A 23,824-nucleotide genomic window follows, 5' to 3' on the forward strand; every position below is an offset into this window, starting at 1 on the left:
GGAGACAGAAGCGCATGAAAGCCCTGTTGTGTACCGCATTCGGCCCGATCGATCGCTTGCGCATCGAGGACGTCGCGATTCCCGAACCGGCTGCCGGGCAGGTCCGGATCCAGGTGAAGGCGGCATCGCTCAATTTTCCCGACGCGCTGATCGTCCAGGGGCTGTATCAGGTGAAACCGGCGCTGCCGTTTTCGCCGGGCGCCGAGTTTGCCGGCGTGATCGACGCGGTCGGCGAGGGTGTCACCGCGTGGCGACCTGGCGATTCGGTGATGGCGTTTACCGGACACGGCGGGTTCGCGGAGCAGTGCGTGGCCGATGCGCACCAGCTCGCCGCCCTGCCGCCGGGAATGACGTTCGAGCAGGGCGCGGCGCTCGTGCTCGCCTACGGCACGTCGCTGCACGCATTGCAGCAGCGCGCGCACCTGCAGGCGGGCGAGACGCTGCTCGTGCTGGGTGCGGCCGGCGGCGTCGGGATCGCCGCGATCGAGATCGCGAAAGCGCTCGGCGCACGCGTGATCGCGGCCGCGTCGAGCGCGGACAAACTCGCGCTGTGCCGCGAAGCGGGCGCCCACGAGACGATCGACTATGCGACCGAAGACCTGCGCCGCCGCGTCGACGAGCTGACCGGCGGGCGCGGCGCCGACGTCGTCTACGATCCGGTGGGCGGCGCCAGCAGCGAAGCGGCGCTGCGTGCGACCGCGTGGCGTGGCCGGTTCCTCGTGGTCGGCTTCGCGGCCGGCGAGATCCCGAAGATCGCGCTGAACCTCGCGCTGCTGAAGGAGCGCGACATTCTCGGCGTGTTCTGGGGCGATGCGGTGCGGCGCGATCCGGCGCAGCATGCCGCGAACATGCGGCTGCTCGCCGAATGGTTCGCGGCCGGCAAGGTGCGGCCCGCGATCACCGAGCGCGTGCCGTTGGCGGGCGCGGCCGACGCGATCGCGCGGATGGCGAACCGACAGGTGAAGGGCAAGGTGGTGATTTTCCCGGACGCGTGATCCGGTTTCGCCGCGCGGCGATTCGAAGCAGGCCGCGCGGCGGGTTCTTCACGAAAGCGGGCACGGTGCGACCTGCTGTAAAGAGCCGCGACCCGGTTTCCGTTCCGTCCAACCTCGATGCTGGAGACTCAGATGACACACGCCCCGCTGCATCTTCATCCCGCTGTCGCGAAATCGCTCGAGACATGGCATGCGATGGTCGAGCGCAAGGATTTCGGCGCGCTGGAATCGATTGTCCATCCGGACGCCGTGTTCCGTTCGCCGATGGCGTTCAAGCCGTACGGGCCGGCGCCCGCGCTGCTGATGGCGCTGCGCACGGTGATCACGATTCTCGAGAATTTCACGTATCACCGCCAGTTCGTGTCCGACGACGGCAAGAGCGTCGTGCTGGAGTTCGGCGCGACCGTCGGTGACAAGGCGTTGAAGGGAATCGACATGATTCGCTTCGACGACGACGGCCGGATCGTCGAGTTCGAGGTCATGATCCGGCCGTTCAATGCGCTGCAGGCGCTCGGCGCGGAAATGGGCGCGCGGCTTGGGCAGCAGTTGCCGGCGTTCAAGACTGGCGGCTGAACAGGGTGGGGCTATGGCGTAGCCGGCTCGCGGCTGCGCTGCGGAACCTGCGCGCGAGGCCGTGCGAAGCGTCGACGAGCCGCGCAGCAAGCGCGCGTTCGGGGTGCGCAACCGGCCGCGAACGGGCGACAAGCCGGCCGCCGCGCTGGCCGGCGCGATCCTGCTCGTGTGGGCCGATGTCGCCGCGCGCACGCTCGCGGCGCCGGAGGATCTGCCGATCGGCATCGTGACCGCACTGTTCGGCAGCCTGTTCATCGTCGTGCGGCTGCGTCGGTGCTGAGCGCAGGCGCCGTCAGGCGAGGGCGGGCCGAGTCCCGTGGCCTGTCTTCATCGAAACGGGATGACCGTGTCCGTGCCGCTGCGGCGGCGCCTATCGGCGTGCGGGGTCGCAACGTCCTGCGCGGCGTCGAAGAGGCTGTCCGGCAGCGCACGTACGGGCAGCGTGATCACGAAGCGCGCGCCGCCGAGCGCCGAATCCTCGAGCCGCACGTCGCCGCCGTGCACCTGTGCGACGCGCCGCACGATTGCAAGCCCGAGCCCGAAGCCGCCGGTTTGCCGGTCGCGACTCGAGTCGAGCCGCTGGAACGGCTCGAACACGCGGGCGCGCTCGGCGGCCGGGATGCCCGGCCCGTCGTCGTCGACGCTCAGCACGAGCGCCCCGGACCGATCTCGCGTGGCGGCCAGCACGACCTTGCGCGACGCATAGCGGGCGCCGTTACGGATCAGGTTCAGCAGGGCCCGGGCGACGAGCTTCGGATCGCATATGTGGGTCGCGGGCGCGTCGAGCGTCGACACGTCGAGCGCGATGCCGCGATCGGCGATGTCGTCCGCGACGTTGCCGGCGACGCTGTCGAGCAGCGCGTCGACGACGACCTCCATCGGCGCGAGCTCGCTCGCACCCTGTTCGAGCCGGCCGATCGTCAGCAGCTCGGTGACGAGCTCGTCGAGTTCGCGCACGTCGCGCCGCAGCGCGTCGCGGCGCTCGCGCATCCGGCCCGTTTCGTCGGAATCGGCGAGCAGCGCGAGCCCGAATTCGAGCCGGGCGAGCGGCGTTTTCAGTTCATGCGAGATGCCGTGCATCATTTCGCGCTGCTGCTTGATCGACGCCTCGATGCGCGCGGCCATGTCGTTGAACTGCTGCGACAGCTCGTAGATGTTCGACTTGCCCGACAGCTTCACGCGCGTCGACAGCATCCCGGCGCCGAATGCGCGCGCGGCGTCCTGCAGCCGGCGAATGTCGCGCCAGTGATGGTGAATCCAGAGCACCACCGCGAACAGCGTCGCGAGCGCGAGCAGCATGTACGCATAGATGCGGATGTCGAGGTCGGGCGCCTCGATCGGCCGCGCATGCAGCACCGAGCCGTCCGCGAGCGGCATGTAGTAATCCTTGCCGTCGTAGCTGATCGCGATTCGGCCGGCATCGAGATCGCGCAGCGGCGCGCCGCTCAGTTGCGCACGCGCGTCGGCCATCGACATGAACCCGAACCCTTCGCGGCCGTGCAACGCCAATTCGCGCAAGGCGAGCTCGCGCTGCGCGCCCGGATGGCGCTCGAGGTAATCGTTCAGCACGAACGCATAGGTTGTCAGCGAGTCGCGCTGCGCCTGCGCGACGCGCTCGTAGAAGATCCGGTCGAACGACAGCTGGATGAAGACGATCGACGCGCCGACGCACAGGATCACGACGAGGTACAACCGGAGCAACGGGCGCAGCATTTACTCGTCCCACGCAGAAGGGCTGAACAGATAGCCGCGGCCCCAGATCGTCTTGATCTTGTGCGGCTCCGATGACGCGTCCTCGAAGCGGCGGCGCAGCTTCGAGATGCCGGAATCGACCGAGCGGTCGAGCCCGTCGAATTCGATCCCGCGCAATTGCTTGAGGATGTCGTCGCGGCTCAGCACGGTGCCGGCCGCGCGCGCGAGGATCAGCAGCAGGTTGAATTCGGCGGTCTTCAGCTCGACCAGCTCGCCGCGCCACGTGACGGTGCGGTTCGGCGGCGAGATCGTCAGTTCGCCGAATACGAGCGCGTCGGGCGCGACGGCGCTCGCTTCCGCCACGGCCGGCTGCGCGCGGCGCAACAGCGCACGGGCGCGCGCGACGAGCACGCGCGGCTCGATCGGTTTCGTCACGTAGTCGTCGGCGCCGGTTTCGAGCCCGGCGACCTGGTCGTACACGTCCGCGCGCGCGGTCAGGATCAGCACGGGGACATTGGTGAACGCGCGGATGCGCCGGCAGACTTCCATGCCGTCGAGATTCGGCAGCATCAGGTCGAGTATCACGAGGGCCGGCTGGTGCTCGCGCACCGCAGCGACGGCGAGGTCGCCGCGCCGCACGACCGTCACCGCGAATTCATAGCCGTCGAGGTATTCGCGGACGAGCTGCGCGAGGCGATCGTCGTCCTCGATCAGCAGCACACGGTATTTGAGCGGAACTTCGTTCATGGTCTCCTCAGGATGCGCGCGCCATCTCGTTCCCGGCAGCCCGATGCACGGTGCGGCACGCGAATTCTATCCGGCGGACCGGCTGCCGGGGCAGCGGGGCGACAATCTCGAACAATCGAACACAATTGCGCACAGATTCTCCGCACATTCAGGACAGTCTCGGCGCAGGGCGGCCCCTAGACTGCGGGCTTCGTCACTCATATCTCGATATTGTGCGCCCATCCCTTCGCCGCTACCGCTATTGCATGCCGCTCGCCGGCCTGACCCTCGCCGCCGCCGCCCACGCGGAAAACCAGTACTCGTTGTCGCTCGGCGGCGGATTCGCACCGCGCTATCAGGGCAGCAACCAGTATCGCGGCGTCGTCGCGCCGTCGTTTTCCGCCACGTTCGGCAACGGCTTCTTCGTCGACAGCACGCAGGGCGCCGGCTACCGGCTGAACCTGCCGCACGGTGCGTTCGTTTCGGCGGCGGTGAGCTACGACGCGGGCCGCGCGGACGAGAACCGCTTCGACCTGCCGGGCTCCGACTACCTGAAGGGGATGGGCCGGATTCCCGGCTCGGTGCTCGTCGGCGTGCGCGCCGGCGTGACGCTCTTCGATGCGGCGGAACTGAGCATCACGGTCGACACGCCGGTGACTCACACGTCGCGCGGCGTGTCGGGGCACGTCGATCTTGCGGTGCCGGTACTCAAGACGTCGCAGCACGAGATCGTCGTGACGGGCACCGTGCATGCGGGCTCGGGACGCTACATGCAGACCTTCTACGGCGTGACCGACGCGCAATCGATGACGAGCCGGTTCCGGCCGTATTCGATGAGCGGCGGGATCGACAGCGCGGCGATGGCGGTGGCGTGGAACTGGACGCTGACGCGGCACTGGTCGGTGCTCGCGACCGGCGGCGTGACGCGGCTGCTCGGCCGCGCCGGAGACAGCCCGATAGTGCAGTCGCGCAACACCTACTACGGCATCGCGGGCGTGACGTACAAGTTCTGAGCGGATTGTCGCGCGGGCCGGCGTGCAGGTGCACAGGATCCAGCTGCGTCGCGCCGTCGCTGCGAGCCGCGTGCGGTAACATGCGGGCGGGTTCGGCGTCAGGCCGGCCCTGCGACGCCGGTGCGCCGAGGCGGCTCGGCCGGGTCGCGAAAAGCCGCCGTTCGCCGGCCGGCTCCATCAGGAAACGGCCGGCAGCGTGCGGAACCGATCACGCATGCGATGCCCGGTCGTGCACGAATGCCGAACAGGGACCGCCGGGCCGCGACAGGGAGAAACCGATGAAGAACACGATCGCGATGCTCGTTGCACTCGTTGCAGGTGCAACCTTTGCAGGATGTGCGGACATGGACACGAAGCACCCCAACGCCACCGCGGGCGGCGCGGCCAGACCTCCTTTGGCGCCGGGCGCCGCGCAGGTATGCAAGGCGAATGCCGCGCCGGACGATGCGCTGGTCGGCAAGACCGAGACCGATGCGACCGCGCTGCTCGACGGCTGCCTGTGGCGCGTGCTCGAGCGTGACGGGAAGTCGTTGCCGGGCACGATGGATTACCGGGAGGAGCGCCGCAATCTCGGCATTCGCGACGGGAAAGTGATCTGGGTGCGGCGCGGGTGAGGCATTCGGCCGCCGACGAAAATCGGTTGCGGTTGATGTCGCTTCCGTGAGTGCGGCTATTGCGGGTATGCACATCGCGCGGCCGATCGGTCGGCAGCACGCGTCGCGATTCATCGCTGCGGGCGCGGTATCGATGGCCGCGGCGGTCGGGCGCCGCGATCCGTTGTAGACGGGGCACGCACGACGCGTCCCGTCACGTCGCGACCGTTCCGGATTGCGGCACCGATGCAGTGGTGTCGACAGTCGTCGCCGGCGTGACGAGCATCACGCCCCGTGCGAGCGGGTCGCTGACCGATGCCGCCAATACCGCTTGTCCTTCCTCTGTCGCGTGATCGGCGGCGACGGCCAGCACAGCGAGCGCAAGCGCCGCGCCGCTTGTCCCGTTGGCGAGCCCGAGGTGGCGACTGCGCTCGGCGGCATCATCGCCCCAGATCTGCTCGCTGACCGTCATGACTTCGGTGCGGCGGCTGCGGCGTTGATCGGCGTCGGTGACGAATCCGGGTGTCGACAGGTCGGGGCGTAACGTCGACAAGCGCGTACCCGCCGTAACAAGCAACTGTTCGAGCGTCGTCGCTTCGGCCTTGCCGTGATCGGCGGAACCCGCGCGGCGCGCGGCCGCGAGCCGGTGGATCGACGGGGCGGACATCGCATGCGGTGTGTCGGGATGGCCGAGCAGCAACGCACATGCGCCTTCGCCGGGCATCATGCCGTTCGGCCGATCGCGGCCGTAGAGCCGGCCTGCGCGATCCAGCGCGTCGACTGCGTCCTGGCTTGCGGTGGAGTCGAACGCGAGGACGACGTGCAGCTCGCCGGACGATTGCAGGTGCAACGCCTGGATCAGTTCGTCGACGACTGCCCATGCTTGCACGGGATCGGCGACCGTGCGCAGTTGCGCACGGACGATGCCAGGCGCGACGGCTTCCCGCGCTGCATGTGCATCGAGCCATGCCGCGAGCGTGGTGGCGACCGGTTGCCAGCGCTCCGGCATCAGCAGATGGAGCCTGAGCGGCGGCGCGTCGGCGGCCGCGCCGGACAACACGGCATGACGCTCGCGCAATTCGTCGAGTGCGTCGGCGGCCAGCAGCAGCCCGCGCCAGTGCTCGTCCTGCAGCGTTTCCTGCGCGTCGGGCGCAAGCAGGCTCGTATCGAACCGGTCGAGCGACACCGATTCGACGGTGCTCGCGAATACGCCGGTTCCGTCCGGGCGTTGCAGTTCGGGATGAAGCGCGACGGAACGCTCTTCACGGGCCGCCGCATCGATGTCTGCGGTCGTCGCCCCCGTTGGCAGCCTCACGCTGCTGTCGAGCAGCAGGGCCGACCACGTGTGCGACGTTGAATCCCGCGGGGCAGAGGCGTCCGTCGATGCGGACGAACTCGGCGGTGCGGCGGCCGCGAGCGCCGGATGCGGGCCGAGCCCCCGGCGCAGCCATGCCACGCAGACGGCGAGGGCCGCCGGCAGCACGAGCCCGCACAACACCAGTTCCCTGGTGGTGGGTGCATGCCGGGTCGTTTTCCACCAGACGAATACGACGATCCACACTGCGATGAACAGCGCGGCGACGAATGCCGTCTTGCGCAAGCGCGTGATCATTTCCGTCGATTCTCCCCGTGACGTGCGGCGTCGCGTATCAATTGCCGTCGCTGCCCGCCGTCCGGCTTGCGAGCAGTACGGCGCCGCAGGCCGTCTTGTAGCCGTCGCGCGCGACGCCTTCGCCCTGTACGATCATCGTGTCGTCGCCGTCGACGATGTAATTCGGGCCGTGGATCGGACACGTCACCGTGTCGTTGCGGCGCGCAATGCCCCGGCCGTCGACCGACGACAGCGTCGACGCACTGGTCACGGTGCCGCCATGGCTGTGCTTGTCCCCAAGGACGATGAAGGGTTGGGTCATCCGGATAGGCCTCCTGGCTGGAATCATCGACGATGCATCGCGACTTTCGCCGCCGGGTGCGGGAGCGCATCGGTCATCGGCAACGTTTTTCGAATCGATTTCGGCTAAATCGGGCATTTATTACCTTTCGGCAATAATTGCCTGTTTCCGATTGAGCCGTAATATAGCTTTCGAACCGAAGGCCGTCATTATCGGACGTGATGCCCGCACGTCAAGGGCTGCTTTTTTAAATCTAGGTCCGTTTGCCTATGGTGCAGCCCGCCTACGTAATCTAAAATAGTAAGCTTGAAATAGGGGTCGCATCATCTGGTCCAGTTGGCGTGCGTTCAGCCAGACAGTGGACGGTGTTGCGGGGCCGCGCGTGTCCTGCCGGTTCGGCATGGCGATCGCGAGGCCGGCAATCGTGCATCATCCCGTGTTGGTCGCACCAATATCTAATTTAAAAACGTCAAATCCTGAGAGAGCGGGACCGCATGAGCGTCATCACGGAATTTGCGTCTCTTTTTGGCGCATTCAATCGCTTGTATTCGCTGGACGGATCCGGCGCGCTGGCCGCGTTTCAAATCGAGCGCTGGACCGGCCGCGAATCGCTCTCCGATCTCTTCGAATGGAACGTCGATGCGCTGTCGACGGATCCCGCACTGGATCTCGACGCGATGCTCGGGCAACGTGTCGCGATTCGTACCACGCTCGCGAACGGCACGACGACGCTGCGCAGCGGTCTCGTCGCCGAGGCCGAGTGCAGGGGTTACGACGCAGGCCTCGCTCGCTATCATCTGCAGATCGTGCCGTGGCTCGCCGCACTCACGCATGCGCGCGACGAGCGAACCTTCGTGAACCAGACGCTTGCCGACGTGCTCGACACGGTGTTCGCGCCGTACGCCGGGATCGCGCGGTGGCGCCTCACGCCGGATGCCAGCCGGCGCCTCGATGCGCTGGAGCCCGTTGCGTATCGCGTGCAGTATCGAACCCATACGCACTACGAATTCGTGCAGCATCTGCTGGCCGAGGCTGGCCTCGGGTTCTGTTTCGTCGAAGACGAGGACGCGCCTAGCGGGCACACGATGCTGGTCTTCGACGACAGCGCGCAACTGGCCGAGGACGATACGTCCGCGCGACGCGGCGGGGTGCCGCACCGCTCGAGCGGGACGGCGACCGGCACCGACGACGTGATCCTCGGAATCGGGCAGTCGCTGTCGCTGACGGCCGATCGCATCACGCTGATCAGCAGCGACTATCGCGTGAACCGGGCGACTACCGCGAGTACGACGCTCGGCCGTCCGGGCGGCGCGCGGGAACTCTACGACGACGTCGGGCCGGAGGCGTTCGACAGCTTGCGCCAAGCGGAAGATACGGTACGGCGCCAGGCCGATGCGATCGTGTCGCGCGCCAGTTTCTGGACCGGCTACGGCACGCTGCGCACGGCGCGCGCAGGACGCGCGCTGAAACTCGTCGATGCCGGCTGGCAGCCCGTGCGCGGCGTCGCGGCGCCCGAGGATTTTCTGCTGACGCGCGTCGAGCATGTCGGGATCAACAATCTGCCGTCCACCGTCATGGAGGCCATCGAACGGCAACTCGGGCCGTTGCCGGCGACGGCGCTCGATCCGCGCGTGGTTCGGCAAGCGCAGGCTTGCGGCTATGCGAACCGGTTCGATGCGGTGCCGCGAACGCAGGTCTGGCGGCCCACGCTGGCCGACGAAACCGGGCAGCGACTCAATCCGGTTCCGACGGCGCTGGGCGCGCAGACGGCGATCGTCGTCGGGCCGGCAGGCGACGCGCGGCCCGGTTCGACGGGACCGGTGCACGTCGATGCGCAGGGGCGGTTACGCGTTCGCTTCCACTGGCAGGCGCAAGACGATGCGGGTACGTATCCGACGCGCGCCATACAACGTCTCGCGAGCGACGGGCACGGCCTTCAGCAGGTACCGCGCATCGGCCATGAAGTCCTCGTGCAGTTTCACCACGGGCTGATCCACCGGCCAATCGTGCTCGGCGGTCTGTTCAATGGCCGCGGCGAAGGCGGCGAGTCGCCTTCGCCGGGCGGAGCGGCCGGCAAGCCGCTCGACGCGTCGATCTACACGCAGGCAGGCGATCATGCGCCGAGCGCGCAGGGCAATCTGGCAAGCGGGCTGAGCCCCGCGTGGCATGGCGCCGGCGGCGGCACGGATCGCCACAATCACGCCGGCGCGCTGTCGGGTTTCAAGAGTCAGGGTTTCGACGGGCAAGGCCACAACCAGCTCGTCGCCGACGATTCCGACGGCATGGGACGCCTGCAGATGGCGACCACGCACGCAGCCACGCAATTGAACCTCGGTCATCTGCGTCATCAGGCGGACAACTATCTCGGCAGTTTCCGTGGCCAGGGCGTCGAATTGCGTTCGGACGCATACGGTGCGATGCGTGCGACGCGCGGCCTGCTGGTGTCGAGCTATGCGCCCGCTGGCGCCGCGCAGCCGGTGGGCGATGCGTCCGCGCTGCAGGGGCTGCTCGCGCGGCACACCGCATTGGTTCGGCGATTCGACCGGACGGCCGATACGCATGGGACGCTGCCGTTCGCCGCGCAGCGCGGTGTGGAACAGGCGGGCCAGTCGTCGCTGAACGGTAGCGCCGCGCCGCTCGATGCGCTTGCGCAGAGTTTCGCGACGACGGTCGGCGCGGACGGTTACACGCAGGCGTCGGCCGACGCCGCCCGGCGGTCGACGGGCAACGCATTGCCGCACACGGGCGACGCCGTGCTCGGCATCGAGGCACGGGGCGGGCACGGGCTGGTTGCCGGGCAGGCGCTGCAATGGGCGGCCGGCGAAACGCTGTCGCTCGGCAGCGGTGGCGACTTCAATCTCGCCGCTGCGCAGCAGCTGCGCATTCACAGCGGGCAGGGCATCGGCTGGCTGGCCGGCGCGAGCCATGCACAGGGTGTCGGCATCGGCATGATCGCCGGCAAGGACGGACTGACGTTGCAGGCGCAGCGCGATGTGCTGGGCCTGCGCGCGCGCGACGATCTGAAGCTCGCCTCCGCGAGCGCGGACGTCGAGATCGCCGCGAAGAAGACCGTGCATCTCGCGGTGAGCGGGGGGGCGCACGTGACGATCGAAGGTGGCGACGTCACGTTCGGTTGCCCCGGCAAATTCGTCGTGTATGCCGCGCAGCATGCATTCGTGGGCCCTGAGCAACTGAATACGCCGTTGCCGCAGTTTCCCGAAAAGGTTTGTGTCGAATGCCTGCTGCACGCGATGCAGTCGGGCAGCGCACTCGCAGGCAAGGCGATCTGAGCATGACGATCGAGACGACCGACTGGATTGACCGCTATCCCGACGACACGCCGGACCGGCTGAATGCGCTGTTCGAGCGCGTGCCGGCCGACCGGCGCTGGCACCTGCTGCTCGACATGGGTTTCGCGCCGGCGCTGCGTGACCGGATGCCCGCGGTCGAGCGCGACGATGCCGTCGTCGTGTTGTACGAAGGTGTGTACGACGGCGACGACCTGCTGGCGATGTCGCCGTGCCTCGTGCCGTTGCCGGCCGACGCGGCGGCGCGCCGGGCGATGCTGGACACCGTGCTGCGTGAGACGTCCGGACGACCGATGGTGAGCCTGCTGCGCGGCGCGCGCGATACGGCCGCACTCGCCGCGCATCTGCGCGGACAGATGGAGGCGAGTGCGGCGGCCGACGGCGAAGCGTTTCTGGTGCGTCTCGCCGATACGCGTTGCCTGCCCGCATGGCTCGCGGCGCTGACGCCCGCACAGCGCCGCCGCTTCACGGACGGCATCGACGCGTGGCACGTATTCGATCGCACCGGGGCGCTCGTTGCGCTCGATTTCGACACCGTGGGCGAGGCGGCGGGCGGCGATGCGGACGCCGGGCGCGACGGCGAGCCATACTTGCTCGACGACGAACAGATCGAACGGCTTCGACAGGCTGCGAAGATCGACACGCTGATTTTTCATGTTCGCCAGCGTCCGGAGAGTTTCGGCCGTCTGGTGGCTGCGCCCTCGCAAGTCCATGCGTGTGTGAGTGCGGCATGGGCGCGGCACGACGGTCCGCCTGCGGCGGCGTCGCGAGCCGCGCTCGATGCACTTGTGGCGGCCGGGTATCTGGTGACGGAGCTCGCGCCGGCGATGTCGTCCACATAGAACGATGCGGGTTCGCGTGCATGCGACAGCGCACGTGGTTGATAGCGATCCGCGCCGGACGGCGTCGGAGAAGAGGATGAAAAGATGAGTTTGAATGCCGGTTCCACGACGTTTGCCGCTCGGCTGCTGATGTTCACGGCCATCCTGCTCGGGACGGCCGGATGCTCGCGCGCGACCGACGTATCGCCTGCCGAGTCCAGTGCAGCCGGGGCGTCGAGCGTCGCGAGCGCGGTGGCCGCATCCGGCACGTTGGGGCTGAAGCTGAATGCCCTCAACTACACCGACGTTCCGATCGGCACGTTCTACGTCGACGGCACCTGGGGCGGGACGGTACCGGCGCGTATCGGCAGCGGCGGCGGCGCGATCATCTGCTGTGTCGCGTTGCCGAAACAATGGCATCCGGGGCTGACCGTCAACCTGCAGTGGCGGGACGACGACCTGTACAGGAAGGATCCGAAGGCGCTTGCGAGCCGGGTCGTACCGGTCGAGCGCTACGACACATTCTCGGACGGCTTCCTGTGGGTCCTGTTCTTTCCGCACGATCGAATCAAGGTCTATGCGTCTCAGTGGATGCCCGGCTACCGCGGCTTCCCTGAAAATCTCCAGGCGCCCGACGAAGCGTGCCCGGGGAACTTCACGTTGCGCAACAGCGACCCGCAGTGCCGGAATCCCGACAAGAGGATCACGCGATGAGTTTCCGCTTCGCGAGCGCCGACCGACCTGACGTCGGCGTCGTCACACGCGAGGAGCAGGACGCGATCATGCGTCGGCTGCACGACGACGACGGGATGAGCTGCTGCAAGACGCTGCATGTCGGTATCTTTTTCGACGGCACGCGCAACAACGCCGATCGCGATCGCGCGGGCGGCAAGCACAGCAACGTCGCGCGACTGTTCGACGTGTTTCCGCGCGACAAGTATCACAGTGCCATTTACGTGGCCGGCGTCGGCACGCCGTTCGTCAACGAGATCGGCGACCAGGGCGTTGGGCTGCAGGCCGCCGCTGGCGCCGCGACGGGATGGGCCGGCGAGGGGCGCATCAACTGGGCGCTGCTGCAGATCCACAACGTCGTGCATGCGCACGCGTTCGGCAATTCGCTGTCCGCGGCGCTCGGCAAGAGCGACAAGGAACTCGCGAAGGCCGTCAGCGTCGACCTGAATTTCAAGGGCATCGATCTCGGCGGCAACCCAGCCAAGCCGGGCAGTCTCGGCGACATCAACGCGCGCGGCAGTTCGAGCGTCGGTGCGCTCAAGCTGATGGCCGCCGAGCAGAACGGGATCGAACTGACGTGGGATCGCGACACGATCTGGGCGCAGCTCAAGGGCGAAGTCGATACGGCGAACTGGACCGCGACGATGCGCGCGTGGGACGAGAAACGCCGCGTCGCATTGCGGGCCCGGTGCGCGCAGCTGCAGGCGCGCGTTGGAGATCTGCTGGTGAAGGGCAAGCCGAAACTGCAGCGCATTCGCCTGTACGTGTTCGGTTTTTCGCGCGGGGCGGCTGAGGCCCGCACGTTCTCGAACTGGCTGGCCGACGCACTGGACCCCGATTTCAGCCTGTGCGGCGTGCCCGTGTCGTACGACTTCCTCGGCATCTTCGATACGGTCGCTTCGGTCGGCATCGCGCAAAGCACGGCCGCGACGCTGTTCGACGGGCACGGCGGCTGGGGGCGCAAGGAGCTGATGGGCGTGCCGCACTACGTGCGCCGCTGCGTCCATATGGTCGCGGCCCACGAGCCGCGCGGATCGTTCCCGCTCGACCTGATCGATGCGTCGCGGGACAGGCATGAGGAGATCGTCTATCCGGGCGTGCATTCGGACGTCGGCGGCGGTTACGGGCCGGGCGAGCAGGGGCGCGGCACCAGCGATGCGGACAAGCTGTCGCAGGTGCCGCTGCTCGACATGTATCGCGAAGCGCGCAAGGCCGGTGTGCCACTCGATATCAAGGGGCCCGGTGTCGCTGCCGAAGCGGCGGCGGCGTTCGCGATTTCTCCCGCGCTCAAGCGCGCGTTTTCCGCCTATGTGAGCACGAGTGCCGACTATTACTACGCGAAGGAGCACGGCACGCCGGGCCTGATGCGCGCGCACTACGGGCTTTACCTGCGCTGGCGCAAGATGCGGCTCGACAATTTGCGTTCGCAACCGTCGTTTCTCGCCGCCAAGGCTGCCTATCCGCAGGATGCCGTCGATCTCGACAGCGCGAACGAGGAGCTGCGGCTCGAATGGCGCGACCTGCTCGAGTGCGAGAAGGAAGGCGGACCGACCGTGAGTCGGTACGCAGGCAACACGGTCAGCCGGAAGATCACGCAGAACCCGAAGGCGGCGGCCGTCATTTCGCCGGCCGTCCTGCCGATCGCCGCAGGCCTGCAGTCCGCGATTCCGTTCGTCGGCCCGCTGGTGCGCGCGAGCGCCAAGCGTGCCGAGGATTTCTTCCAGTTGCAGCTCGAAGAGAAATGGAAGCAGTGGCTCGAGGTGCGGGGCGACTGGAACATGGGGCCGCCGCAAGCGCCGATCAGCGCGCTGTACGACAACTTCATGCATGACTCGCGCGCGTGGTTCAAGCCGCTGGGCGACGATGACGACGTGTGGAACCTCAAGCAGATCAAGGCGCTGAAAACCCGTCAGGCCGAGTTCGAGCGCCAGCACGCCGAATGGAAGAAGCGCCAGCAACTCGGCATGCCGGGACCGTCGCAGATCATGCAGATGATGGGGGCGGGTGCGCTCGGGCTCGGACCGGCCGCCAACGTCGCGCCGGAGCCTGAACCGCGTTCGCCGCTGACCGCGCAGCAGGCCGACATCCTGAAACGTTACGACGCCGCGCAGCAGGCTGCACGGAAAGCCCGCGCGGCCCGGGATGCCACCGCGCCGACCGACAGCGCCGTGTTGACCGACCCGAAAGTCACCGGCGGCCTCGCGCTGCAGGATTCGGGGCGCGAGTTTTCGTTCGTCTGGGGGTATCTGCGCTGGCGCACCGTCTACGTGAACGGCGTACGCTGGGACGCGCCCCATGTGCCGAGCGTGCAGGAAGACATGGAGGCGATGCGTCAGCAGATGCAGCGCAACGTCGACATGAGCAAGCTGTTCCGATGAACCGATTGGATACGAACCAGCCGGCGCGACACGCATTCGCGCGCGATTGCCGAGAAACGACATGGATCTAGTTGCCGCATTAACGGGGTACGGGCAAGCGACCCGTCATATCCAGATCGATACCGCGATGCCGGGCGCCTTCGTGGTCGAGCGCTTTCACGGTCGTGAGGGGATCAGCGAATCGTTCCGGTTCGAGATCGACGTGCTGTCGAGCGAGCCGTTTCTCGATCTCGCGCCGCTGATCGGCAGCGCCTCGCGGCTGCGTCTCGCGACGGCGGCGGGCGAACGATGCTGGAACGGCTACATCACGCATGCCGCTTATGCGGAGAGTGACGGCGAGTTCACGCGTTATCGGCTCACGATGGAATCGTGGCTCGCGCTGCTGCAACTGCGCCGCAATTGCCTGTATTTCGTCGACCTCGATGCCGAGGGGATCTGCGAGCGCGTGTTCGGCGACTATCCGGAAGCGCACTGGCGCTATGAACGCGTCGAGCCGCTGCGATCGTATCGCTTGCGCGGCCAGTATCGCGAAACCGATCTCGATTTCGTGTTGCGGCAGCTGTCCGAGGCCGGGTTGTCGTTTCGCATCGAGCACGGGCAGGACGCGGGGAAGGCGCCGTCGGGCGACCATACCGTCGTTGTGTTCGACCGCCATGCACGGCTGCCCGACGGCAGCGCGATCGCATTCAATGCGCAGGACGTCGGCGATCCGGACGGCGTGATGACGCAATTCTCCGATCGGCGTCAGCTCGTGCCGGATCGCGTGGTGGCGACGAGCTGGAAAGCCAGGGAACTTCATGCGCTTGCCGGCCATGCTCAGCAGCCCGCCGATGCCGGCGCGCCGCTATTGCCGGTGCGGGAAATCTACGACGGCCAGCGCGCCGGCCGCTTCGACACGAGCGGCGATGCGCAGCGTTACGCCGAACAGCGTCTCGACGCGCTGCAGCTCGCGAAGCGGATCTACCGTGGTGGCGGCTCGTCGCGCACGCTCGAGACCGGCAAGGTCCATACGCTGAACGACTATCTGGGAGGCCCCCTGCGATTCGTGCCGCTGTCGATCGAGCACGAGGCCGTGAACAACCTCGGCGCGCAAATCGGGCAGTTGTTCGGACGCGGCGAGCTCGACAAGGGCCTGTATCGCAACCGCTTCGTCGCGGTGCCGGAAGGCACGCCGATCGTGCCGCCGTTCCGCGACCGGCCGACTGTGTACGGGGTGCAGACCGCGATCGTGGTCGGCGAGCCGGGTGGGCGCGTCAGCAGCACGCGCGATCACCAGGTCCGCATCCAGTTTCCGTGGATGCGCGGTGTCGCGCCGCTGCCGGGCGGCTTGACGGATACGGCAAGCCGGTCCAATCCGGCCGGCCACGCGCCGGGCGATCACCGTTCGGGCATCCTGGCTCGCGTCGCCGAACAGGCGGCCGGGCCGAATTTCGGTCATGTGTTTGCGCCGCGTGTGGGGGCGGAAGTGGTGGTCGGCTTCGAGTCGGGCAACATCGATGCGCCGGTCGTGCTCGGCCAGGTGTACGGCGGGCGCGTGCGTCCGCCGTTCTCGGCCGGCGAGGGCAGCGATGCGAACCATTCGGGAACGCTGACGGGCCTGCAGACGCAAACCCTCGACGGGCAACCCGGCAGTCGCTGGGTGATGGACGATGCGGCCGGACAACTGCGTCACGAGTTGAGCAATTCGACTGCCGACACGCGCCTCGCGCAGGGCTATCTGATCGACCAGCAGGGTACGATGCGCGGCGCTTATCGCGGTGAAGGCTTCGAACTGGCGACGCAGGGCTGGGGTGCCGTGCGGGCCGGCGCGGGCGTGCTGCTGTCGAGTACTGCGCGCCGGCTCGGCGCGTCGACGCAGATGGATGTCGCCGAACGCGTGGAGCAATTGAAGGACGCGGCGAAAACGGCGCAGGAACTCGACACGGCGGCGATCGGTGCGCAGGCGGTCGGCCTGAGCGCGAACAAGGTGCAGACCGATTTCCTCAAGGCGATCGATCCTGCGCAGGACGGCAAGTATGCGGGCAGCGTGGGCGGTCAGAGCGCGACCAAGCCGACCGGGACGCAGCGCGACGGCGGCGATCCCGTCGAGCGATTCGCGACGCCCGCGGTGCTGATGGAGTCGCCGGAGAACATCGTGGTGACGACGCCGGACAGCGCGGTGTCGTATGCGGCGCAGCACGTTCATCTGACGTCGCAAGGCGACGCGCACGTGGGCGCTGGCGCCACCGTGGCCGCGGCGACGGGCGATGCGATGAGCCTGTACAGCGTGGCGGGCGGGCTCAAGGCGATCGCGGGGGAAGGGCCGGTGAGCGTCGAGGCGCATGCGTCGACGATGGAGATTCTCGCCGACCAGACCGTGCGCGTGACGTCGACCGACGAGCGCGTCGACGTGCTCGCGCAGGAAGCGATCGTGCTTCAGCAGGGGCCGAACCGGATCACGCTGAAAGGTGGCGACATCGTCGTCGAGACGCCGGGGCAGTTCGCGGTGAAGGCAGGTGGGCATCCATTCCCGGGGCCGCGCGCGACGAGCGTGAAGCTGCCGGCGCTGCCGGTGTTGCCGCAGGGCGATCCGTGCGACTTTCTCGTGCAGGCGCTGGCGGCGAGTCCGGCGGGGAGAGGGGCGGTGGCGGGGGGAAGTGCGGCGGGTGCGGCGAGCTCGATCGCCGGTGCGACGCTACCGACACCGCGCGGTGCCGTCGGCGCGGCGCAGGCATTTTCCCGTGCGCCCGGTCAACCGCTGCCCGCGCCTTCCGCGGCTGCACCCACGGTGGCGGATGGGGGATCGGGTCCCTCGCTCGGTTATTCGACGCCGCCACCTGTGTCAGGAGAACTGGGGGGCATGCCGAAAAAAGGTGCGGCTGCGCACAGTGGGCCGTGCAATCTTCACGTTCCCGCGATCAAGAAGGAAGAGCACACCGTCAGTATGGGGGCCGCGGACTATTATGAGACGGACGAGGGCGGCAATCCGAAGTTGAAGGATGGGAAACCCAACTGGCTTGAATATGCGGCATCGACCGGGACGTACGATATCGGCTATGCACCTGCGACGGCGACGTTGACGGCCACCGTCCGTATCAAGGTTCATTTGAAAGATCAATACTGGATCAACCAGGGGCGCGTCCATATGGATCCGTCGACGGGCAAGCCGTTTTCGGTGCCGTACAACAGCGACGGCATACGAGAAGGCTTGATCATCAGGGTAGTGGATCGACCCGGTGGTCTTGCTGCCGTGTCGGGCTTCAAGAAGCGCATCGAGGAAGGACTGAACCGGGGGAATTACTCGATGCAGCCGAAGGCGTGTCCGTTGGGCAAGGCATGTACATGCAAGGTCAAGGTGAAACTTGAAGTCGAGCTCGTTCAAACCGGGAGATGCCATGCTGAGATCAATCTCTTTCCCAAGGTGACGCGGGCGAACTCGGCGAATTGGGGGGAAGTGCAAGTCGAGTGGAACCCGCGGCAGCAACGGTATGTCCCGGTATCGACCCAGAATGCGATCGCGCATGAGAGCGGGCATCTGTTTGGCTGGCCGGATGAGTACTTTACTGACGGTGGCGCCGTGTTCGGGAAGTACATCAACTCGCGACATCTGGTCGACGTGACGATGGCGCAGCTTGACGACAACTGGCAACGCTCCACCGAAACGAACTTGATGGGCCGCGGAATGTTCCAGCAAAAGCCGGAAATTCCGAAGTACTACATGTACGGCTTCCGTGACTGGTTCAACGAAAAGACCGGAATTGACTGGGAAGTGCTGAAATGAAGCGCTCTTTTCTCGTCGTTGTGATGTCGATGATTTCTTTCGGAGTGTTGGACATGGCGCTTGCACAAGATCGCGCGGATTATTTCGAGATTCGTAGTGGACAGGGGCAGATGAATCCGTCGCCGTCGATGGTCTTCACAGCCGATGGCCACAAGGTGTCGTATTTTTCGCGGGGTCGGGATATCGACCCGATGCCGCCATCGAGTTACTTTGGAATCGGAAAATATACGGCGAGTCTCACAGGAACCTATCGCCAGCATGTCGATCTGGTGAAGGCGACGTTGAGCAGTAGGGCGATTCCCCAGATCCATGCAGTCAATAAGGGGGCCGTGCTCGTCTATTCGTTTGACAAGGGCGGCCACCATTACGAGGGTACGTACAACTACCAGTTCGACGATCAATTCAACGACAAGCTCTCGGTACTTTACGATCTTGCCCATGATTTGCTGGCGCACGGCACCCCGGAAATCAATCTGCATCCGACATTCTCGGTGCGGCCCGCGCAAGAGCATCTTGTGATCGAGGTAACGTTCTCGAACGATGGCAAGCAGGACGTGACGGTCGACGGTCCGGATCGTTGGTCGGCGGATTTGGCGCGTCCCGATTTGCAATATGTGCAGATCGGTGGCGGCAGCGACAATGTGGAATTCGACGTCAGGCTCGTCAGCAAATATCTGAGCGACACGTCGCGCCGTTACCGCCACGAAATCGTCGTCAAGCCGGGCCAGCCTGAGCGGGTGGAATTTGTCGTGCCGTACGCAGCGCTGACCTTTACCGATCATTCGGCAATGCGGCGTGTCGATGCCGGGAACTACCTCTTCGTCGGCACGGTGAACCTCGACATCCTTCGTCCGCAGGAAATGGACGGGCGGTTTTTTACGCCGATGGACCGGCTGGAAAACGTGAAACTGACGGGGAAGTGATCCTGACGTGATGCAGGCTACGCGGATCTTCGCCCCGCATTGTCGATTCGCTCCGACTCGAATCGCATACTGGTCGAACTCGAATCCAGGAGCGAAGGCGGCATGAGGTGCGCATCGATGGACCGGATATGTGGGCAAACAATCTTGCGATCCCGAGTCGGCAATGAGTCGAAGGCTGGCAGAGCAACAGCGCGGGAGCGGCGTGATGCAGATTGACGTTTCGTCGTGTGTGGTGCCGATCGGGATATGGACATCATGCCGCCGGCGAAGTATGCGGGCATCGAAAAATACACGGCAGAACTGATTTGAGACATAGCCCCGCGAACCCTGAACTCACCCATCATGTCGACCGAATCTAACCTCATCCAGACATTCTTCCGCGGCTGGTCGCAGCACGACCGGTTCCTGTGGCTGACCACGCCCCTCGGCGTGGACAAGCTCGTCGCCGAGAGCCTGCGCGGATGGGAGTCGCTCGATCGCGGCGGCTTCCGGTTTCAGATCACCGCGTTGACCGAGCGGCCCGACGTGCCGCTCGACAAGCTGATCGGTGCGCCGATCCTCGTCGAGTGGCAGGGCGCGGACGGGCAGGACACGCGGCGCCCGTTCCACGGCCATGTGACGGCCGCGGAACTCGTCGGCTACAACGGCGGGCTTGCGCGCGTGCGGCTCGTCGTCGAACCATGGCTCGCGCTGCTGCATCAGCGGGTCGACAGCTACAACTTCCTGAACGCGAGCGTGGTCGAGATCAGCGAGCAGATCTTCGCGCACTACGCGCGTGGCGCGATCGCGCCGGCATGGCGCTGGGCGCTCGCCGACCCGACGAAATATGCGAACCGCAGCCTGACTGCACAAGCCGGCGAATCGGACTTCGCGTTTCTCGAACGACTGTGGGCGGAAGAGGGCATCTTCTACTGGTTCGAACACGAAGGCGACGCGCAGTCGACGGACCTTGGCAAGCACACGCTCGTGCTGGCCGATACGAACCAGCGCTTCGCGCCCGCTGAACCCGAAGTCATCGGTTTCCACCAGACGAGCGACGGCGACCCGCGCGGCGGCATTCGGCAATTCCTGAACGCGCGCCGCTGGCGCATCGGCAGCGTGGCGCGCGCCAGCTGGGATCATCGAAGCCTGTCGACCCGCCCGTCCGGCGTGCGCGCGAGCGGCGCGGTCGCGCCGGGCGAGGATCGCGATGTCGCAGGCCCGTACGCGTTCCAGACCGCTGCAATCGGCGACCAGCGCGCGCAGCAGCAACTCGACGCGCAGCGCGTGGCGGCGCTGCAGACCGAAGGCAGCGGCACGCGTCGCGATTTGCGGCCGGGGCTGCACTTTGCGATGTCGCAGCATCCGTCGCTCGATCCATCGCATGCGTTCGTGTGCTTGCGCGTCGAGCACGACGCGCGTGCGAACGTGAGCGCCGACGTGCACGGCGCGATCGCGCAACGGCTCGGCGCGATTCCACCGATGCTCGATGCCGCGCCCGGCGAGCCGGGCGGTGCGCAGGCGCTGCACGCGGCATTCGACGCCACGACGCATGCTGGCGGCGCGTTGGTAGACGGCGACGAGGTGTACCGGAACCGCTTCGCCGCGCTGCCGTTCGACCAGGCTTACCGGCCGTTGGCGCCGAGCGGGCACGGTGCACGCGTGCATCCGGTCGCGGTGATGCCGGGCGCCCAGACGAGCATCGTGGTCGGCGGGGGCGATCCGGTTCATACCGAACGCGATCACCGGATCCGGATTCAACATCATGCGCAGCGCGGGCAGAATTCCGCGAGTCGCGAGGAACACCCGCGCGCGTCGAACGCGCCGGCCGACCGCGGCGCGGGCACCTGGACGCGCATGGTGACGCCAGTCGGCGGCGACAATTGGGGTGGGGTGAGCGTGCCGCGCGTCGGGCAGGAAGTCTGGACCGAATGGCTGGAAGGCCAGCCCGACCGGCCGGTCGCCGTCGCTGCGCTGTACAACGGACAAGGCAACATGGACGCGCAGCACAATGCGCTGGCGGGCGGCCCGAGCGGCGGCACGGCCAATGCGGCATCCTGGTTTGCCGGTAACGACCACGCGGCCGTGCTGACCGGCTTCAAGACGCAGGACCTGAGCGCGAGCCAGACCGGCACGGGCGGCTCGCGGCAATTCATGCTGGACGATACGGCCGGCCAGTCGAGTGCGCGCCTTTATACGACCGATCATGGCAGCAGCCTGACGCTCGGGCACATCAAGCAGGTGGAGGACAACCGGCGTTTGGCCGATCGCGGCTACGGCGCCGAACTGTCGACGCAGGCGGCCGCTGCGCTGCGCGCCGGCGCCGGCTTGCTGATCAGCACGGCGCCTGGCGTGAATCAGATGGACGCGAGTGCCGCGAGCCAGCTGCTCGCGCAGCAACGCGAGATGCTGCAAGGGCTCGCGAATTCAGCGCGCAAGCAGGGTGCGGAGCCGGGCATGAGCATGGCGCAGCCACGTGGCGCGACCGTCGACGGCACGACATCGCAACTCGCGGCGATCGAGGGCCTGCGGCAAAGCCAGGTGTCGATCGGCGCAACGCGGGAAGGCGGCGGCGCGGGCGGTGCCGGCGGCGGCGGTGCGGTTGCGTGGCAGCATCCGCATCTCGTCGCGCACGGCGCGGCCGGCGTCGCCGCGCTGACGGCGCAAAGCCACGTGTGGACGTCGGGTACGCAAACCGTGCTGAGCGCCGGACGCGACGTGCAGCTCACGGTCGAGGGCAAGTCGAGCATCGTCGCGAAGGAAGGCATCGCGCTGTACGCGCACGGGACCCCCGGCGGCAGCCGCCCCGTGCCGGCCGCCGGGATTGCGCTTCACGCTGCGACGGGCGTCGTCACCGTGCAGGCGCAGAATGCCGGGACGCTCGACGCCAGGGCGCAGCGTACGGTGACTGTATCGAGCGCGCAGGCAAGTGTCGCGCTGCAGTCGCCGAAACGGCTGCTGCTCACGGCGGCCAACGCGTTCCTGAAGATGGAAGGCAACGATATCGTGATCGGCGCGCCGGGCAAGGCGACGTTCCATGCGGCCCAGCACACGCTGACCGGCCCGCGGTCCGCGAACGTCCAGTTGCCGTCGATGAACAAGCCCGCATGCGTCGAATGCATGCGGGATCTCGCGCATCGCCACGAAGCGATTGCCACGCGCGGATGACGACGATGACCGCGCTGCTCCAGGCATGGGAAACGACGGCGGCGGCCGAGCATGCGGCGTTTCCGGATGCCCATCGCTATCTGTTGACCGATGCGTCGCAGTTGCCGATCAACGCGGCGCCCTGGCGCGAGTTGATTGCGCAAGGACAGGTTCACAACGTGCTCGCTGGCCAGCCCGAGGCGAGCAACCCGGAGGTCTGCGCGCTGGTGTGCGACTATCGTGCGCCGCACGTGCCGGCGTTGCTCGAACGGCAACTCGCGCGGCGGCCGTTCGCGTTTCTGTCGCTGGTCAGCGTATATCCGCTCGATGAACTCGTGCCGAAACTCGGCGTCAGGACGCGCGTGACCCTGCCCGACGATCGCGACGGGCTGCTGCGGTTCTACGACGCGGCGGTGTTCCAGACACTGGCGGGCGCGCTGTCCGAGTCGCGCTATCAGGCGCTGTTGTCGCCGTGCGTGTCGTGGACCTGGGTGCGTCGCGATGGCGCCGTTGGTACGGTGCGGCATCCGCGCCGGCACGAACGAATCTTCTACGCATGCGTGGATGCCCGCGAACGCGACGCTTTGCGGCACGAGAGCCGGCCCGACGCCGTACTCGCCGAATTGCGACGCAACGGCCGGATCCCCGTCGACGCGGATCCGTTCGACACTTACGCGCGCATGCGCCGTCTGATCGGTGTGCTGGACGCGCAGGGGTTGAGTGACGACCGACTCGCTTACCGGATCGGTGCGACGCTAGCGATGGTTGGCCACGTGGAGCTTGGCGATGAGAGCGTCGTCGCCGAGTGCATCGCTGCGTATCGGCATGATCACGACGCGTTGTGCGACGCATTGCTCGATCGCCTGATCGATCAGAGCGACCCCGCGGATGCCGAGACGAAACAGGGGGCGCAGCGATGAGCGTGCCGGCGTTGTTGTCACTGCGCGGCCGGGCCGGGCGCTTGCAATGGTGGTGCGTGACCGTGCCGTTGTTGCTCGCCGGCTCCGCGCTCGATGCGCTCGCCGATTTACCCACCGCGCAGCGGGCCCAGACGTTCGTCGATGTCGTCGGCTGGGCATTCGCGATCGTGATGATCTGGATGCTCGTGGCGGTGTCGGTCCGGCGATGGCACGACATCGGCAAGTCCGGATGGTGGACGCTTCTTCATGCGATCCCGGTCGGAGGCGCGTTCATCGCCATTGCGATGAACGGGTTCTATCGCGGGGACGACGCGCGCAACCGGTTCGGTCCGCCATCGCCGGATGCAGCTAACAACGACAGAAGTGTGTGAG

Annotated in this window: 17 protein-coding genes and 1 pseudogene; 14 read left to right on the forward strand and 4 right to left on the reverse strand. The window is 67.0% G+C overall.

From position 1 onward, the window contains the following. Positions 1-14 precede the first annotated feature (14 nt). The 3 genes and pseudogenes from WS89_RS18235 to WS89_RS32735 form a co-directional block, all read left to right on the forward strand. Positions 15-995 (forward strand): NADPH:quinone oxidoreductase family protein, encoded by a 981-nt coding sequence (locus tag WS89_RS18235; protein WP_059792461.1) that lies wholly within the window; start codon positions 15-17, stop codon positions 993-995. A gap of 132 nt (positions 996-1,127) precedes the next feature. Next, complete coding sequence (locus WS89_RS18240; RefSeq protein ID WP_059792463.1) at positions 1,128-1,568, forward strand: nuclear transport factor 2 family protein; 441 nt, start codon at positions 1,128-1,130, stop codon at positions 1,566-1,568. Between the two features lie 133 nt (positions 1,569-1,701). After that, a pseudogene (locus WS89_RS32735) lies at positions 1,702-1,848 on the forward strand (iron chelate uptake ABC transporter family permease subunit); the annotation flags it as partial. Positions 1,849-1,895: 47 nt separating this feature from the next. Here the strand turns inward: WS89_RS32735 and WS89_RS18250 are convergent. After that, positions 1,896-3,281, reverse strand: coding sequence for an ATP-binding protein (locus WS89_RS18250; RefSeq protein ID WP_059792465.1), 1,386 nt, complete (start codon positions 3,279-3,281; stop codon positions 1,896-1,898). Further along, the gene (locus tag WS89_RS18255; protein ID WP_059792467.1) at positions 3,282-4,007 is read right to left on the reverse strand and encodes a response regulator; all 726 of its coding nucleotides are present in this window, start codon (positions 4,005-4,007) and stop codon (positions 3,282-3,284) included. Positions 4,008-4,252: 245 nt separating this feature from the next. Here WS89_RS18255 and WS89_RS18260 point away from each other — a divergent pair, with 245 nt between their 5' ends. Then, positions 4,253-4,999: a MipA/OmpV family protein gene (locus tag WS89_RS18260; protein WP_059792469.1), complete on the forward strand. Its 747-nt coding sequence runs from the start codon at positions 4,253-4,255 to the stop codon at positions 4,997-4,999. A gap of 278 nt (positions 5,000-5,277) precedes the next feature. After that, positions 5,278-5,613, forward strand: a complete 336-nt coding sequence (locus tag WS89_RS18265; protein WP_059502048.1) for a hypothetical protein — start codon at positions 5,278-5,280, stop codon at positions 5,611-5,613. A gap of 193 nt (positions 5,614-5,806) precedes the next feature. On the opposite strand, the gene WS89_RS18270 is transcribed toward WS89_RS18265, so the two are convergent. Next, complete coding sequence (locus tag WS89_RS18270; RefSeq protein WP_059792471.1) at positions 5,807-7,204, reverse strand: hypothetical protein; 1,398 nt, start codon at positions 7,202-7,204, stop codon at positions 5,807-5,809. A gap of 37 nt (positions 7,205-7,241) precedes the next feature. Beyond that, a complete protein-coding gene (locus WS89_RS18275; protein ID WP_059792473.1) occupies positions 7,242-7,505 on the reverse strand; it encodes a PAAR domain-containing protein in 264 nt (87 codons plus the stop codon). Between the two features lie 473 nt (positions 7,506-7,978). On the opposite strand from WS89_RS18275, the gene WS89_RS18280 reads away from it, so the two are divergent. From WS89_RS18280 to WS89_RS18320, 9 genes are all read left to right on the forward strand, one after another. Further along, positions 7,979-10,774 carry a type VI secretion system Vgr family protein gene (locus WS89_RS18280; RefSeq protein WP_059792475.1) on the forward strand — a complete coding sequence of 932 codons (2,796 nt, stop codon included), beginning with the start codon at positions 7,979-7,981 and terminating at the stop codon, positions 10,772-10,774. Between the two features lie 2 nt (positions 10,775-10,776). Continuing rightward, the gene (locus WS89_RS18285; protein WP_059792477.1) at positions 10,777-11,634 is read left to right on the forward strand and encodes a DUF4123 domain-containing protein; all 858 of its coding nucleotides are present in this window, start codon (positions 10,777-10,779) and stop codon (positions 11,632-11,634) included. An 84-nt stretch (positions 11,635-11,718) separates the two neighbouring features. Then, positions 11,719-12,327, forward strand: a complete 609-nt coding sequence (locus WS89_RS18290) for a DUF3304 domain-containing protein (RefSeq protein WP_059792479.1) — start codon at positions 11,719-11,721, stop codon at positions 12,325-12,327. Further along, positions 12,324-14,723, forward strand: a complete 2,400-nt coding sequence (locus WS89_RS18295) for a T6SS phospholipase effector Tle1-like catalytic domain-containing protein (RefSeq protein WP_059792481.1) — start codon at positions 12,324-12,326, stop codon at positions 14,721-14,723. Before WS89_RS18290 ends, WS89_RS18295 begins: the two co-directional genes overlap by 4 nt. Positions 14,724-14,784: 61 nt before the next feature. After that, a complete protein-coding gene (locus WS89_RS18300) occupies positions 14,785-18,483 on the forward strand; it encodes a type VI secretion system Vgr family protein (protein ID WP_059792484.1) in 3,699 nt (1,232 codons plus the stop codon). Then, the gene (locus WS89_RS18305) at positions 18,480-19,406 is read left to right on the forward strand and encodes a hypothetical protein (protein ID WP_059792486.1); all 927 of its coding nucleotides are present in this window, start codon (positions 18,480-18,482) and stop codon (positions 19,404-19,406) included. The genes WS89_RS18300 and WS89_RS18305 overlap by 4 nt, the downstream gene beginning before the upstream one ends. A 342-nt stretch (positions 19,407-19,748) precedes the next feature. Continuing rightward, positions 19,749-22,553 (forward strand): type VI secretion system Vgr family protein, encoded by a 2,805-nt coding sequence (locus WS89_RS18310; RefSeq protein WP_059792488.1) that lies wholly within the window; start codon positions 19,749-19,751, stop codon positions 22,551-22,553. 5 nt (positions 22,554-22,558) lie between these two features. After that, positions 22,559-23,452: a DUF4123 domain-containing protein gene (locus WS89_RS18315; RefSeq protein WP_257128185.1), complete on the forward strand. Its 894-nt coding sequence runs from the start codon at positions 22,559-22,561 to the stop codon at positions 23,450-23,452. Then, positions 23,449-23,823, forward strand: a complete 375-nt coding sequence (locus WS89_RS18320; RefSeq protein ID WP_059792492.1) for a DUF805 domain-containing protein — start codon at positions 23,449-23,451, stop codon at positions 23,821-23,823. The genes WS89_RS18315 and WS89_RS18320 overlap by 4 nt, the downstream gene beginning before the upstream one ends. The last annotated feature ends 1 nt before the right edge of the window (position 23,824 follow it).

Origin of the sequence: Burkholderia sp. MSMB1072 (assembly GCF_001524725.1) — a bacterium.
Classification (GTDB): domain Bacteria; phylum Pseudomonadota; class Gammaproteobacteria; order Burkholderiales; family Burkholderiaceae; genus Burkholderia.